This window comes from Paenibacillus sp. LX16, assembly GCF_036252815.1.
Taxonomy (GTDB): domain Bacteria; phylum Bacillota; class Bacilli; order Paenibacillales; family Paenibacillaceae; genus Paenibacillus; species Paenibacillus polymyxa_B.
Map to the genome: position 1 here is coordinate 5460970 of NZ_CP141152.1, position 14572 is coordinate 5475541.

The following is a 14572-nucleotide window of genomic DNA, read 5'->3' on the forward strand; positions in this document are numbered from 1 at the left end:
TAAAAAACTATATCCCAAAATCATACACAATGTCCGACGACCCTGTTCATTTTTTTGTCACAACTTCGATTGCCAGGTATAGAGTAAGGCGCATATCTGCGGATGTGTCCCTTACTCTATACCTGGCTTTTTCGTGTCGGCCACCCCTGCCAATGTGACAATAGTCACATACTCTCAATGTATACGTATATACAATATATAGATCTAAACAATTGGTTAACACAAGATATCATCAATATGTTGTTTTTGTGAAAAATATATATATTTTACTATATGGAGGGTTTTTACGATGAAGGTGCTGGAGGAACATCAATTATACGACATCGGCGAGCGGGTCATTGGGGCACAAGATCTGGACATGTTGCGGGAGAATGCAAATTTGAATGGAGAATCGTTCAGCGGCAAAATGAGTAAGCTTGGCTCCGAGTATGCCAAATGGTATGCGCGCCTGCGGGTACTTCCGCCTGAACTGACGAACGCGATTGACCACGGATATGTATATGTTCACGATTTGGACCAATATGCGCTCGGAACTACGAATTGTATCTTTATCCCTTTTGGTCGTTTACTGCAAGACGGCTTTAATACAGGCAACGGCTCTGTGCGCACACCGCAAACGATTATGTCCGCTATGGCACTAGTCGCCATTATTTTTCAGTCTCAGCAAAATAGCCAATTCGGAGGTGTCTCTGCCAATAAAATAGATTGGGATCTTGCCCCATACGTTGCCCGGTCCTTCCGCAAACATTTGCGCAAGGGACTCCGGTTGTTCGAGGAAGAAATAGAATCCAATCTGTCTGACCACGAACTACATATGGCCAATCCCCATTTGCAAGAAGTCTGCCCTCGTTCCTACGCATTCGCACGCGAAGAAACGGAGACGGAAACCCGGCAGGCTGCTGAATCGCTCATTCATAACCTGAACACCATGAGCAGTCGGGCGGGTGGACAGATTCCATTCACTTCACTGAATTACGGAATGTGCACGTCTGCTGAGGGACGGCTTGTTACTCAATCGCTACTGGAGGCCACTATCCGCGGCTTGGGCAGCGGGGAAACTCCTATTTTCCCGCAGCATATTTTCCAATGCAAAGAGGGAATCAACCAAGCAGAAGGCGACATCAATTATGATTTGTTCTTACGGGCGGTAGAATGCTCTAGCAGACGGATGTATCCCAATTTTGTGAATGTGGATGCCACCTTCAACCTGCCTTTTTACCGTGCTGATGACCCGGATACCATTATAGCGACAATGGGTTGCCGTACCCGCACCATTTCTGACCGTTTCGGTAGAAACCGTCAGAGCGGCAAGGGGAATCTCTCCTTCAATACTATTAATCTGGTGCGGCTCGGGATTGAATATGGTATTTGCACAGGCAAACGCCTGACACCTGACCGTGATCGCTTTGATGCGAGACTGGAAGAAGTTATGCGCATTGCGGTAGATGGCCTAATTCATCGCTATCAAATCCAGACCAGCCAACCGGCCAAAGCCTCGGACTTTATGATGCGCGAAGGGGTATGGGAAGGTGGAGAACAACTGGCACCAGATGATAAGGTGGGAAGCGTACTAAAACACGGTACGCTTTCGATCGGGTTCATCGGGCTGGCTGAGTGCATGAAGGCACTATACGGGAAACACCACGGGGAGGATGATTTCGTATACCGCGAGGCACAGCGAATCATCACTTCCATGCGCGTGTATTGTGATCGAATGAGTGAATATCACAATTTAAATATTACATTGTTCGCTACGCCTGCCGAAGGTCTATCGGGTAAGTTCACCTTGCTGGATCAACGTGATTTCGGGATTATTCCTGAGGTAAATGATCGAGAATATTACACGAATTCTTTTCATATTCCCGTGTATTATACGCTCCCGGCTGCTCGTAAAATCAGCTTAGAAGCTCCGTTCCATAACCTATGCAACGCTGGTGCGATTTCATACATCGAGCTGGATGGTAATGCGCGGAATAACCCGGATGCGTTTCTTAAAATTGTTCAGTACGCGCTGCATCAGAACATCGGCTACTTCTCCATCAACCATCCGGTGGATCGTTGTACGGAATGTGGTTATGAAGGGATTATCGGAACAAGCTGCCCCCAATGTGGCACAGATGAGGAGCACACACACTTTCAGCGCTTACGTCGGGTAACCGGATATCTGACAGGAGATTATACCGTTCGCTTTAATGCTGCAAAACAGGCAGAAGTTCGAGACCGGGTGAAACATAAGTGAATTTGTGTGGCTACATTCCGGAATCTCTGAACGAAGGATACGGCCTGCGCACCGTCGTGTTCATTAGCGGTTGCCGTCATGCCTGTCCCGGATGCTTTAATCCAGCGTCGTGGAGCTTCCGTGCAGGTGAGCCATTCACCCCCCAACGACAACAGGAGGTCATTCGTGACATCATGGAAAATCCGTTGTTGGACGGACTGACTCTCTGCGGAGGAGACCCGTTTTTCTCAGCAGCAGAATGCTCGCAATTTGTGCGTGATTTCCGCGAGGCCTGTCCCGACCGAACCGTGTGGGCTTATACTGGCTTTGTCTATGAAGATTTACTCACAGATCAGGAGCGACAGGAGCTAGCGCTTTTGTGCGATGTGATTGTGGATGGTCGTTTTGTAGAACAGCAAAAGGACCTGACCCTTCCCTTCCGGGGCAGTCGCAACCAGCGTCTGGTAGATGTAAAAGCCAGCATTCAGGCAGGCTATACCGTTTCATTGACATAAGGCGATGCTTACCCAGCAAGCAAGAGGCTATATCTAATCTAAGACAAGTCCCCATCATGGGTAAGGCTTGTCTTTTTTTCATATAGCTAACAGATTCCATTGGGGTTTCTATTGCGCATCCTGTAAGTTTCACTTATGATGGTGAACAAGTATACGAGTGCATAATTATTCGTCATACCTTAACCGCATAGCTTGGAGATAGGTGTCTGTTCTATTCAGATCAGACTTAAAAGGGAAGCCGGTGCAAATCCGGCACGGTCCCGCCACTGTAAACGGGGAACTTTCAGCTGTTCATATATCCACTGGTCCACAGACCGGGAAGGAATGCTGAGCGTCATGATCCGTAAGTCAGGAGACCTGCCTATTTTAACAACATCGCAAGTACCTACGGAAGATAGGGAGGTGTTAAGAGCAGTCGCCGTATTTTTGATTTTTTAATCACGGAGGCATTCTTTCCCTTACTTATTTTTAACTATGGGGGGAAGAATGCCTTTTTTGGTACGTAAAAATAAAACAGCTACCCGCTAGGAGGAAAGTACATGTCCGTTATTGAATGGCCTGAATTGTCCGGCTTAATTAGCAGTAATCTGGGATATCCGCGTATCGGCGAAAATCGGGAATGGAAGAAAGCACTGGAACGCTTCTGGAACGGCAGCATTAACGAAGGCGAACTGCAGACGGAAATGAAAAAATTACGGTTGGAGCATCTGAGCAAGCAGCGTGACAAGGGGATTGATCGCATTCCTGTCGGAGACTTCTCCTATTACGATCACATGCTGGATACATCTGTGATGTTCGGTCTGGTACCCGAACGGTTCAACTATCGTCCTGCGGGTCCGGTTCCTCTGTCCGTGTATTTCGGGATCGCTCGTGGACAGAAGGGAGCAACCGCCAGTGAAATGACCAAATGGATGAATACCAATTATCACTACATCGTTCCTGAATTGGCAAACGCAGTCCCGGTGTTCACTGAGAATAAACCTTTACAGGCTTATCGTGAAGCAAAACAAGAACTAGGCATTGATGGGAAACCAGTCCTCATCGGCCCCTATTCATTCGTTACCCTATCCAAAGGCTATGATCGTAAGGAGCTTGCCTCTATTATAAGAACCTTCCTGCCTTTATACACCCGTGTCCTGTCTGAACTAGCAGCAGAAGGTGTCCAGTGGGTCCAAATCGATGAACCTGTCCTGACCACCTCATTCCCAGCAGAGGATCTGGACATGATTCAGGAAGTCTATGAAGTTTTGAACCAAGCTGCGCCCTCCTTAAATATAATGCTGCAAACCTACTTTGGCAGCCTGGACCATTATGAGCGTCTGTCCGCACTTCCTGTACAAGGGCTGGGTCTTGATTTTGTGTATGATGATGGCGAAAATCTTCAGCATATATTGCAGCATGGCTTCCCTAAAGAGAAAACGCTGGGCGCTGGGGTCATTGACGGACGCAATATATGGCGCAGCGACCTGAACGCTGTGGCTGCCCTGTTGGGTCAGTTAGCAGAACAAACCACTGCCGCACAGCTTATCGTACAGCCATCATGCAGTCTGCTGCATGTGCCAGTCAGTCTGGAGGCAGAGCAAAAGCTGGACAAGGAGCTGGTGCAAGCGCTGGCCTTTGCCGATGAAAAGCTGGAGGAAATCGCCGTCCTGACGGCTGCACTTGGCAAACACGATCCTTCCGCACTCGCCAAGCTTGAGCAAAGTGCGGACGCGGTAGCCCGTTTCAACAGTTCAGCGGCACGCGTACAGACAGCTGCCGATCTGGCCGACCTGTTGGCCAAAGAGCCTCTGTCACGCAGCGTTCCTTTCGCCGAGCGTCGTGAGATTCAGCAAAATAAGCTGAAGTTGCCTCCACTGCCTACGACGACCATTGGTAGCTTCCCGCAAACCGCCGAGATCCGCAAGGCCCGCCTGCACTATCGCAAAGGAGAATGGTCTGCCGAGCAATACCGGGCGTTCATCCAACAGCAAATCAAGGAATGGATTGATATTCAAGAGGACATTGGCATTGACGTGCTTGTACATGGGGAATTTGAGCGGACCGATATGGTTGAATTTTTTGGCGAGAAGCTGAACGGCTTTGCTTTTACGCAAAACGGATGGGTGCAGTCCTACGGCTCCCGCTGTGTCAAACCGCCGATTATATACGGAGACGTTTCCTTCGATCAGCCCATGACCGTGGAAGAAACGGCATTCGCCCAATCGTTAACCTCCAAGCCTGTTAAGGGAATGCTTACAGGCCCTGTGACCATTTTGAACTGGTCTTTTGAACGTAATGATATTCCACGCAGTCAAGTTGCTTTACAGTTGGCTCTGGCATTAAGGGCAGAGGTAGAGGCACTGGAACAAGCCGGCATAGGCATGATTCAAGTCGATGAGCCTGCAATTCGTGAAGGGCTTCCGCTGAAAAAAGAACAACAGCAAGCCTATCTGGATTGGGCGGTTCAAGCCTTCCTTGTGACCACGGCCACCGTAGAGCCAGCGACTCAAATCCATACGCACATGTGCTATTCCGAATTTCAGCATATGATCCAGTCCATCTCCGATATGGATGCTGACGTTATATCTATTGAAACTTCGCGAAGCCACGGAGAACTGATTGTCAGCTTTGAAGATCAGGTATACGACAAAGGCATCGGTCTAGGTGTGTACGATATCCACAGTCCTCGCATCCCCGATGTATCTGAAATGCTAAGCATGATCCAGCGTGCCCTGCGCGTACTGCCATCAGATCTGTTCTGGGTTAATCCGGACTGTGGTCTGAAAACCCGCACCAAGGAGGAATCTGTCGCCGCCTTGCGGCAAATGGTACAAGCGGCTCAAGCAGCCCGGGCTGCATTGGCTGTATCCAATTAATTTTTTATCGTATCAAATCGCGCCATCATTTTCACCTTATCCTATCCCCTTTCCGGCCCTTTTTACTAAAAGCCAGGAAGGGGGATTTATTCTAGATCATATAATGTATATACGCCTTGAATATGCTCCGTTTTCATCTGCTTCATATGTACGCCCAAGCCATGTTCTCGATCCCAGGAACAACTAAAATTCAAATATAGCTCATCCTTTGCCGATGAGTCGGAAATCAGTATGGACATAAGCTGTATTCGATCCAACAATTGTTCCGGCCGTTCCACATAAGGCGCATATTCATCTGGGTCCTCTCCCCATGTACTGTAAGCATTCCGGTACTTTTCCACGATGCCAGCATAATGATGGTGTATGGACTCCAACACTTGAGGATGAATAGCTGACGAATATTCCATATACTGCTCCCATGTCTTTTTTTGTAACTGTGTAGGTTCTTCTATCGTCTGTGCCTGTTCTTCGGAGTCGGCTCCCACGATAAATTCGACTTCTACTTCCGAGGGCTGCCCGCAAAAATTAAGATGTACTACACCACGCAGAACAATCTCCTCAGATACATCCCAAGACTCATCATCCTGTTCCAGTTCCATATACCAGTGTTTCCAATCCATCCTTTACCCACCTCTTCATAAAAAGTAATCTTTAACCGTATTGAATACTTTACAATCTATCATTTTAATGAATGAAATTAAAGCGGCATCCTATTTGAGCTTCCAGCCAGATTTCGAGGAATTTCTAAATAAAACTACCTTTTTCTACAACATTCGCTATTCAATAAAGCCTTCAAGAAAGAAAATCTGCCCATTTCGGCACAAATATTTTATTATTAAAAATTTAGTACCTTGCATTAATCAGTACATGATGTTAAATTATACCTGACTACTGTTCTATAATTAGTACCCGTGACAAATTATGCACAAACACACGTTTCTTCCCCTTATTCCGAACGACACCTATGAATCATTGATAACATCCAGGAAGGGAGCACCGCTCGTGAATGTGAACATCCAATTCAAAAAAGGGGTACTGGAACTGTGCGTTCTCGTTCTAATTGGACGCAAAGACCGTTATGGCTACGAGTTGGCTCAAGCCGTCTCCCGTCATATTGAAGTAGCTGAGGGAGCCCTATATCCACTGCTTCGCCGTCTGGTATCAGAAGGATACTGCACAACGTATTTACAGGAATCGACCGAGGGCCCTCCCCGCAAATATTATCGGCTGACTGATACTGGAAGCCATTATACAAAAATACTTACGCGGGAATGGAATGATTTTGTCCATCATGTCGCAAACCTACTGGAGGAAGGAAATTCCGATGAATAGAAAACAGTTTCTTACAGAGGTGGAGCAGCGTCTTTCTCCTCTCCCTGCAGAGGTGCGCAATGAACTGCTTAGTGATTTGAGCCAGCATTTTGACTACGGGTTGGTCAATGGCAAAAGCGAAAGTGAGATTGCCAATGAGCTGGGTAACCCAGAGGATATTGCCCGAGAAGCGTTGGATGATGCCAATGCAGCCTGGAATGCTTCTCCTCCGCTTCGCCAGGGAAGCTTCGCACGCAATCTTTTTACTTTCTTAGGACTGCTGTTTCTTAACTTGCTGATCTCCATCCCGATTATGGCTACCCTATGGGTAGTATGGGTTTCATTGACCGTGGTAGCGGCCAGCTTCATTGCAGCCCCCCTTCTCGCCGTTACTGATTATGCGCTAAACAGCACCTTTTACCCAGCCAAATTCTTTTTCTCTATCACGTTGACGGGTATAGGTCTATTGCTGCTGCCTGGTGTACGTTATCTCTTACTCCTTATGGTCAAAGGCACAGTACGATACTGGAAATGGAATCAGACTACCCTGAGGGGAGCTTACTAACAACATGAATAAAAAATGGTTTATTGGAGCAGGTCTGTGCATTGTGATCGGAGTAGCCGGAATGGTGGCTTACGGTGCCCCGTGGAGTCAACAAGTCATGAAGGAAACAACTGCGATTAACAAAAAATGGACATTCACACGTGGTCAGCTACAGAAGCTGAAAGTGGACAGCTCTGATGATGTCTCTATTTTGTTTACTCCTGGCTCTGGCGACCAAGGTACGATACGCATTAGTGGAGAAGTTCAGACAAAGGTAGCCGACCAAATTCATAATGCCCGAATTGAGAACGGTAAGCTTACGATTCAATCGGAGCCGGCCGCTTCCTTGTCATTCCTTTCGATCACCCCTGATTTGGATCAAACGATTACCGTAGAGATGCCCTCCGGCGAAACACTAACTGACCTACAGGTAGATGCACATTCAGGGAATGTAAAACTTCAAGATGCCTCCGTGCAGAATACTTCCATCACCGCTACTTCAGGCACTGCCGAGATTACAAACCTCCAAAGTACCCACCTGATCGCAAATTTAACATCCGGCAATTTTACAGCCAGTCAGCTTGCAGCAGATCTGGAGTTGAAGCTTACTTCAGGCGATGTTACTATCCGCGATTATAGCGGTAATGGCCTTATTTCCCTAACCTCAGGGGAGACAAATATTACGCAACGTGCCGTAGGCAACTTGGAAGTGAATGCTGATTCTGGTGACGTGAAGATTAAGCAAGCTCCCGATTTTAAAGGTGTTTATAATGTCCACTCTGACTCTGGGAATATAGATACTCCCGAATCTGTTCCCGGTAGTGTGAACGTGATAAAGGTAGAAACCACCTCAGGGGATATTAATATTTCCAAATAGGAGACCTCTAGTTGAATACCTTATCAGAGGCGAAGTTTGGTTCAATGAGTTTAACCTTGTATAATGTAACCATGTGCTCACATGCACAACCACGTTATGGAGTGAAAAGGAGGAGACTGGATGGAACTTAAGAATAAAACAGCCATTATTACAGGAGCCAGCAAAGGAATCGGTAAAGCAATTGCCGAAACTTTAGCCAAGGAAGGCGTTAACCTGGGATTAATCTCACGAACATTGACTGACCTGCAAAAGCTGCAGGATTCGCTGGGGAGTACATACGGTGTGAAAGTGGTGAGTGCTGTTGCAGATATATCGGATCGCGCACAGGCCGCTGCCGCTGTAGCTTCACTGGAACACGAGTTGGGCGCTGTCGATATTTTGATCAACAATGCAGGCATTGCTACCTTTGGTACAGTCGCAGATATGGACCCCGAAGAGTGGGAACGTATTATTCGCGTAAACCTGATGGGAACCTATTATGTTACACATGCTGTGCTTCCAAGCATGCTGGCACAAAAGAGCGGAAACATTATTAATATCTCCTCGACGGCAGGAGAACGAGGTTTTGCAACAGGCTCGGCATATTGCGCATCCAAATTTGCTTTGATGGGCTTTACGGAAGCACTGATGCAGGAAGTTCGCAAATCTAACATTCGCGTCACCGCGCTGACTCCAAGCACTGTCAATACAGAGCTGGCAGCAAACGCAGGATTGCCTATTGGTGATGAGGATCGCATGCTTCAACCGCAGGATTTGGCCGATCTGACATTAGCCGCATTGAAACTGCCTTCACGGGTTCAATTAAAAGTAGCCGGTATTTGGACAACCAACCCACAGTAATTCGACATGACATCTTAGATTCATTGGCTGTACAATGCTCCGGCAGACGTAATTGTTCGTCATGCCGGAGCTTTTTTTCAGCATAGCTATACCAAAACAAACTGTAATATAAGCGCTTTGTACTTCCAGCATATATACATACAATTCCTACAACTATAAGCGCATTTCAGGAAAGGGGAAAAATGATGAAGAACACAGGAATGACACGGCCATTAGACCATTTGGGCCGCATTGTGCTGCCCAAGGAGCTGCGCAATTCTATGAATATTAATATTGGAGATGCCCTCGATTTTTTTATTACCCCAGAGGGACTGATGATTCGCAAGTATACAGGGGTTTCTTGCTATTTTTGTGGTGCCGTAGATCATTTGAGCTATTTTAGGGATCATCTGATATGTAAAAGTTGTATTGAAAATCTGAAGAGCGATAATCCTTCCAGTCATTTGAATGAAACACGATCTGTCCAGCCCAAGAAAAGAAGGAGTTACAGAAATCAGAATGATCTCCTGAATAAACTAAAACAGCTCATGCAGGAGCATCCTAATGTATCTCAAAAAGAATTAGCCGAAATGCTCGAACTATCCCAGGGACGCGTGTCGCAGCTTAAAAAGCTACTTCTTTAAATCATCCGACTCGATCTCGTCTGTTCTAATCAACAAAAAAAGAGCCTGACGGCTCTTGGATCATCATCGTTACGCAATGTCAGACTGCTCTATAATTGGGACTCGATAGGCCAGCAAGGACTCGTCTATTACTGCAGAAATAAACGTTGCTTCTATTTCAGGCACCAGTCTAAGCGCATAATTCCATGCGTTTTCTTCAATTTGCAGCGCAAGTCGTTGCCGGGTCCCTATCCCGTTTTCTTGCTCCAACGCATCAGAGAGGTCCACTAATTCCGTATCGGCGGCGTGCCCGATCTCATGTGCAAGCACAACCGTAAAATACTCCTCAACTCGATCAACGCTGCCGAACATCTGTAAACACTGTGTTTCAATAACGTCCGTATACATGGTAATGGCGTGAGCATTCATGGCATATTTGCCCCCAATCAACCTTCCACCAGGAAAACGCTTCTCCAGCTTAACCGTCACACCTATAGCAGCCCGTTCCAAAAGCTCAGCGACAATGCGCTCTGCCTGATATCTTTCCAACTTAGCTTCGCTCCTCAAACCAGGATATATAAAGTTATATTTACTCTAAACTCATGAAATCATGGATGTGTTCATACCATACACAGTACGATATTATACCTTTTTACAAAGGAGAATACCATGTCAGAAGATTATTATATAGGCTGGGGAACGCTTGCCCTGATTAATGCCGGCTTGGCACAATCCAAACATCGGAGCGGGCTAAATTGGTTTCTGCTCTCCCTATTAATAGGGCCACTAGCTACCCTTTTTATCGTTGCATGGGATAAGCTGGAGTCCTAATCCAGCCATTAGGTCATTCCCATCGTTACCCGGAATGAAACGGGCAGCCTTGGCGCTTCTGCTGAAGCACTGTATCTGATGCTGTATTAGCCTGTCTCGACATATACGGCTTCTCTTGAACTCCGAAATTCGGCTTCACAAGCCGATTATCATAGGAGCTATGAAAAATATGCGTTGTCGCCGGGGATAGCGGGGGAATCAGCCATGTCCAATTGCCTGTCAGCGCGCGCCCAGCCTTGGCTTCTCGTTCCTCAAACAGCTTGAATTGTGCCGCTGCGGTATGGTGGTCGACAATGCTGACTCCCTCCTTTTTAAAAGAATGCAGCACAGCAATATTCAATTCCACCAACGCCCGATCACGCCAAAGCGTTGTTTCACTCGTCGTATCGAGTCCCATCAGCTTAGCCACCTGTGGCAACATATTATAGCGAAAGGTATCCGCAAAATTGCGGGCGCCGATTTCTGTTCCCATATACCACCCGTTAAAGGGAGCCGCTGTATAGATGATACCGCCAATCTCCAGCGTCATGTCGGCAATCATAGGCACGGCATACCAACGTAATCCCAAGGAAGCGAAACCCGAAAGTTCTGGATGCTCAATGGCTACCTCCATCACTAAATGTTCAGGAATATCAAATAGCTCGGGAGGCCGCCCGCCTGCTTCCACAACCAGTGGCAATATATCAAAAGGAGTCATCGCCCCTTGCCAGCCCATATCTTTACAAGCATTGGTAAAATCCATCGAGATCGGGTCTCCGATAATCCCTTGATCGGTTTCATATCCAGCGTAACGAATGAGTTGATGGTTCCAGATGCGGATATTCGGCTGTCCCGGCTTGGAGGCGCGAAATACAGTAAGCGTTGGCTTAATTTTACCGCCATTCGTTCCTATGCGTATATGCTCCAAGAGCTCGCTGACCACCTCCGTCGCATCTGATGCGCCCCGCGCATCCCTGACTAAAAGCTTGTCCCAAAATAAGCGCCCGATGCAACGATTGCTATTGCGCCAAGCCATGAGCGCTCCGTGCTCCAGCTCTTCGTAAGTATGATCATACGTTCCCGTAGCCTCTATGTCGTAACGAATATGAAGAAGCCGGGCTTCCGCTTCATCGCGGCTTCGGCCCAGCTCCTCATAACATGTATATATAAACTGCTCCGCTTCATGCAAAAGCTGTTGTTTTACTTCCATAACATACACCCCATCCCGGCAGCTCCATGACTCAAGAGCCCGTGGTTTTCCACGCCTTCTCGTCATTATACTCCAGTGGCAGACTGGAACCAACGGGATGTGTATCTTGTTCACCTGATCTCCATATACATGGAAATATACACCAATTAATTATCCCAAATACGCACTCAGCATCCAGATATGTTTATCCATTGCTTCTCTCAAGCCGTTAAGAAGATCCTCTGTCGCTTTATCCTGTGCTGCTTCCGCTGCTTCCATCCCATTAGCCAGTTCAACAGTGATGGTTTTAAAATCAGCAACAACGGACTTCACCATATCTTCAGCTGTCTGTTCACCTGCGGACTCCTGAATAGCTGAAAGTTGCAAATGCTCCTTCAAGGTCGCAGCCGGACGGCCACCAATAGCCAACAAACGTTCAGCAATCGTATCTAGATTAGCTGTTGCTTCATTGTAAAGCTCTTCAAATTTAGCATGCAGTGTGAAGAATTTAGGGCCTTTCACATACCAGTGGAAATAATGCAGTTTCGTATACAATACCGACCAGGTAGCTACCTGACGATTCAATGCCTTGTGCAATTCTTGAATAGCCTCTTGTGTAGGTGCGTTCGTATGATTTAATGTACTCATGTTAAAATCCCCTCTCGTTTTCATTCAAAATATAGTTGGTGTAAAGCTTGGATACTCGTTAACAGTAGTGTCTGATTTTCTTCAAAATCCCATGCGTGAATCCAATAAATATTCAACAATTAATTTAGACTTAATCTAAATCCTGTTTTAATTATAACACTGTGTCGATGTTTTTCAAGTCTTTATTCGGTTTTAATCATGAAGATTACGTGAATTAATTGTAAATCAAACTCTATATGCAATAGGATATCCAGAACCAAGACTTATTTATCTTCTATACATAGGTTACATCAATAGGAGTAAAGAAGATGTTAATTTTGTCTGCTAAAGTATCTGTATTGTAGGCAAAGTCCATAACTTACTACCTCATACCTAGCCACGACAAAAAAAGAGCCGACCCGTAAGAGGGTCGGCTCTTTTATTATTCTTGCATCTCTGAAGGTTCCACGATTAAGGATACAACCTTGCCAGCATTTACATCAATCAGGCCGTGATCGGTAATTTTCAAGGCCGGGCTGACCGGCAAAGAATGCGTACTCAGCGACATGATTGGATTGTAATGGCGGTAGCCCAGCGACAGCAAGGCTGAACGAAGCTCCTTCACATGGGCCGCAACCATTTCCAGCGGTCCTTCTGTTAAAATCCCGCCTACGGTTAACGGCAAATGGGACAGCACCTTGCCATTTTCAACTACACAAAAGCCGCCTTGGCTGGATAGAACCGTATTCGCAGCCAGTATCATATCTTGCTTGTTATGCCCTACGACCAGCAAGTTATGGTTATCGTGCGAATAGGTGGTTGCCACTGCTCCACGTTCAATCGTATCTCCCCCGATCAAACCGTAAGCACGGTTGCCATTCTTTCCATACCGTTCAAACGTAGCAATAAGTCCATGTTCACCATGTTCCCATACCAGTTCCCCCTGCTCTACTTGAGCAGGGGCAATCCGTTCGCTTGTAAAAGTTGAGCCGTCCTTGACCATCATAATACGACATTGATGTGTGCCATCAGCTACATCCATCTTTACCGTAAAATCCTGCTCCGTGAGCGGATTGAGCTTCACACTTTGATAAAAATGGGCGGGGAAGCGGCTTTTTATCGGTGCTTGATGGTATTCCTCGAACTTATCGAATACCTTGAGTCCGTCCTTATAGACTTGCTCCACATCAAATTGACCAAGATCGGACAGCAGTACAAAGTCAGCTATTTTTCCCGGCGCAATTGTTCCGCGGTCATGCATTCGCATCCGTGCAGCAGGAGTAAACGTAGCTGCATAAATGGCATCCTCAGGCTTCATGCCCATTCCGATTGCTTTACTTACAATATGGTTTAGATGTCCTCGCTCTACGAAGGAGTCTGGCATCACATCATCCGTTACGAAGCAAAAATGTTGTGCCACATCTTCCTGAATAAGATAGTCCATCACTTCAGGAGTCATGGATTTTTCCTGGATTTCAATAAACATCCCGGCGGACATCCGCGCCTTCATACCTTCAATACTTTGGTGAGTATGGTCTGAGCCTATCCCCGCATAGATCAACTGATGCAGGTCCAAATCAAGCAATTGCGGCGTATGGCCTTCAATGATCAGCTCCGGGTAATGCTCACGAACATGGCGTAAGATGCGATTCGTCTTGCTCTCCGGATCACGAATGACATCCACATAGTTCATAATTTCACCTAGGCAGATCATTTCACCGGTTTGCAGCAGCGCATCAATCTCGGGAATACCGATCTCGCCTCCTGAGGTTTCGAGCGGTGTTGCCGGGACGGAGCTTGGGATGCCGTAGAACATATCAGCCACGCAATCCTTGCTGGCTTCCATCATTTCCTGGATGCCTTCCAATCCGAAAACATTCGCCATTTCGTGCGGTTCTGGTACAATCGTCGTTACCCCATTGCGAATCAGCCCATAGGAAAAGGTTGCCGGTGTCACCATTGTGCTTTCGATATGCAAATGGATGTCGATCAGGCCGGGAATCATATATTTCCCGTGCCCTTCGACAATTTCAGCAGCCTCGAAAGACTCCAGACCACGCTGACCGATATACATAAACTTACCGTCAAGTATAGCTACATTACCTTCTTCGAACGTTTTGTAGTAACTGTTATACACCTTAACTTGTAAAATCATTTTGTCTGCACGCATGATGTATCTCC

Annotated in this window: 14 protein-coding genes and 1 riboswitch; of the genes, 9 read left to right on the forward strand and 5 right to left on the reverse strand. The window is 46.7% G+C overall.

Features of this window, described 5'->3' with window-relative positions; genetic code table 11:
- The first annotated feature begins 289 nt into the window (after nucleotides 1-289).
- From T3H97_RS24475 to metE, 3 genes are all read left to right on the forward strand, one after another.
- Nucleotides 290-2239, forward strand: a complete 1950-nt coding sequence (locus tag T3H97_RS24475; protein ID WP_328801138.1) for an anaerobic ribonucleoside triphosphate reductase — start codon at nucleotides 290-292, stop codon at nucleotides 2237-2239.
- The gene (gene nrdG, locus T3H97_RS24480; protein ID WP_322155045.1) at nucleotides 2236-2733 is read left to right on the forward strand and encodes an anaerobic ribonucleoside-triphosphate reductase activating protein; all 498 of its coding nucleotides are present in this window, start codon (nucleotides 2236-2238) and stop codon (nucleotides 2731-2733) included. The genes T3H97_RS24475 and nrdG overlap by 4 nt, the downstream gene beginning before the upstream one ends.
- A 183-nt stretch (nucleotides 2734-2916) precedes the next feature.
- Nucleotides 2917-3112: riboswitch (cobalamin riboswitch) on the forward strand.
- A 160-nt stretch (nucleotides 3113-3272) separates the two neighbouring features.
- Complete coding sequence (gene metE, locus T3H97_RS24485; RefSeq protein ID WP_328801139.1) at nucleotides 3273-5591, forward strand: 5-methyltetrahydropteroyltriglutamate--homocysteine S-methyltransferase; 2319 nt, start codon at nucleotides 3273-3275, stop codon at nucleotides 5589-5591.
- Nucleotides 5592-5677: 86 nt separating this feature from the next.
- Here the strand turns inward: metE and T3H97_RS24490 are convergent, their stop codons facing one another.
- A complete protein-coding gene (locus T3H97_RS24490; RefSeq protein WP_328801140.1) occupies nucleotides 5678-6211 on the reverse strand; it encodes a DUF6985 domain-containing protein in 534 nt (177 codons plus the stop codon).
- Between the two features lie 382 nt (nucleotides 6212-6593).
- Here T3H97_RS24490 and T3H97_RS24495 point away from each other — a divergent pair, with 382 nt between their 5' ends.
- The 5 genes from T3H97_RS24495 (at nucleotide 6594) to T3H97_RS24515 (ending at nucleotide 9786) form a co-directional block, all read left to right on the forward strand.
- Complete coding sequence (locus T3H97_RS24495) at nucleotides 6594-6923, forward strand: PadR family transcriptional regulator (protein WP_190298182.1); 330 nt, start codon at nucleotides 6594-6596, stop codon at nucleotides 6921-6923.
- The gene (locus tag T3H97_RS24500) at nucleotides 6916-7467 is read left to right on the forward strand and encodes a DUF1700 domain-containing protein (protein ID WP_328801141.1); all 552 of its coding nucleotides are present in this window, start codon (nucleotides 6916-6918) and stop codon (nucleotides 7465-7467) included. Before T3H97_RS24495 ends, T3H97_RS24500 begins: the two co-directional genes overlap by 8 nt.
- Before the next feature lie 4 nt (nucleotides 7468-7471).
- Nucleotides 7472-8323, forward strand: a complete 852-nt coding sequence (locus T3H97_RS24505) for a DUF4097 family beta strand repeat-containing protein (RefSeq protein ID WP_328801142.1) — start codon at nucleotides 7472-7474, stop codon at nucleotides 8321-8323.
- A gap of 120 nt (nucleotides 8324-8443) precedes the next feature.
- Complete coding sequence (locus T3H97_RS24510; RefSeq protein WP_025721842.1) at nucleotides 8444-9163, forward strand: 3-ketoacyl-ACP reductase; 720 nt, start codon at nucleotides 8444-8446, stop codon at nucleotides 9161-9163.
- Nucleotides 9164-9348: 185 nt separating this feature from the next.
- On the forward strand, nucleotides 9349-9786 hold the full coding sequence (locus T3H97_RS24515; protein WP_025721841.1) for an AbrB/MazE/SpoVT family DNA-binding domain-containing protein: 438 nt from the start codon (nucleotides 9349-9351) through the stop codon (nucleotides 9784-9786).
- 69 nt (nucleotides 9787-9855) lie between these two features.
- Here T3H97_RS24515 and T3H97_RS24520 read toward each other — a convergent pair whose 3' ends face one another.
- Nucleotides 9856-10314, reverse strand: coding sequence for a hypothetical protein (locus T3H97_RS24520; RefSeq protein WP_025721840.1), 459 nt, complete (start codon nucleotides 10312-10314; stop codon nucleotides 9856-9858).
- A gap of 120 nt (nucleotides 10315-10434) precedes the next feature.
- Here T3H97_RS24520 and T3H97_RS24525 point away from each other — a divergent pair, with 120 nt between their 5' ends.
- On the forward strand, nucleotides 10435-10596 hold the full coding sequence (locus tag T3H97_RS24525) for a hypothetical protein (RefSeq protein WP_196233309.1): 162 nt from the start codon (nucleotides 10435-10437) through the stop codon (nucleotides 10594-10596).
- A gap of 25 nt (nucleotides 10597-10621) precedes the next feature.
- On the opposite strand, the gene T3H97_RS24530 is transcribed toward T3H97_RS24525, so the two are convergent.
- From T3H97_RS24530 to T3H97_RS24540, 3 genes are all read right to left on the reverse strand, one after another.
- Entirely contained in the window at nucleotides 10622-11785 is a 1164-nt protein-coding gene (locus T3H97_RS24530; protein WP_328801143.1) for a nitric oxide synthase oxygenase, read from the reverse strand.
- Between the two features lie 150 nt (nucleotides 11786-11935).
- Complete coding sequence (locus T3H97_RS24535) at nucleotides 11936-12412, reverse strand: Dps family protein (protein ID WP_039271713.1); 477 nt, start codon at nucleotides 12410-12412, stop codon at nucleotides 11936-11938.
- 421 nt (nucleotides 12413-12833) lie between these two features.
- Nucleotides 12834-14561 carry an adenine deaminase C-terminal domain-containing protein gene (locus tag T3H97_RS24540; RefSeq protein WP_328801144.1) on the reverse strand — a complete coding sequence of 576 codons (1728 nt, stop codon included), beginning with the start codon at nucleotides 14559-14561 and terminating at the stop codon, nucleotides 12834-12836.
- Nucleotides 14562-14572: the final 11 nt, after the last annotated feature.

What these genes read in the sequence shown, in the direction of transcription:
- T3H97_RS24525 (WP_196233309.1), top strand. Translation starts at nt 10,435, where the DNA reads ATGTCAGAAGATTATTATATAGGCTGGGGAACGCTTGCCCTGATTAAT.
- metE (WP_328801139.1), top strand. Translation starts at nt 3,273, where the DNA reads ATGTCCGTTATTGAATGGCCTGAATTGTCCGGCTTAATTAGCAGTAAT.
- T3H97_RS24500 (WP_328801141.1), top strand. Translation starts at nt 6,916, where the DNA reads ATGAATAGAAAACAGTTTCTTACAGAGGTGGAGCAGCGTCTTTCTCCT.
- T3H97_RS24530 (WP_328801143.1), bottom strand. Translation starts at nt 11,785, where the DNA reads ATGGAAGTAAAACAACAGCTTTTGCATGAAGCGGAGCAGTTTATATAT.
- T3H97_RS24535 (WP_039271713.1), bottom strand. Translation starts at nt 12,412, where the DNA reads ATGAGTACATTAAATCATACGAACGCACCTACACAAGAGGCTATTCAA.
- T3H97_RS24490 (WP_328801140.1), bottom strand. Translation starts at nt 6,211, where the DNA reads ATGGATTGGAAACACTGGTATATGGAACTGGAACAGGATGATGAGTCT.
- T3H97_RS24475 (WP_328801138.1), top strand. Translation starts at nt 290, where the DNA reads ATGAAGGTGCTGGAGGAACATCAATTATACGACATCGGCGAGCGGGTC.
- T3H97_RS24510 (WP_025721842.1), top strand. Translation starts at nt 8,444, where the DNA reads ATGGAACTTAAGAATAAAACAGCCATTATTACAGGAGCCAGCAAAGGA.
- T3H97_RS24505 (WP_328801142.1), top strand. Translation starts at nt 7,472, where the DNA reads ATGAATAAAAAATGGTTTATTGGAGCAGGTCTGTGCATTGTGATCGGA.
- T3H97_RS24515 (WP_025721841.1), top strand. Translation starts at nt 9,349, where the DNA reads ATGAAGAACACAGGAATGACACGGCCATTAGACCATTTGGGCCGCATT.
- T3H97_RS24540 (WP_328801144.1), bottom strand. Translation starts at nt 14,561, where the DNA reads ATGCGTGCAGACAAAATGATTTTACAAGTTAAGGTGTATAACAGTTAC.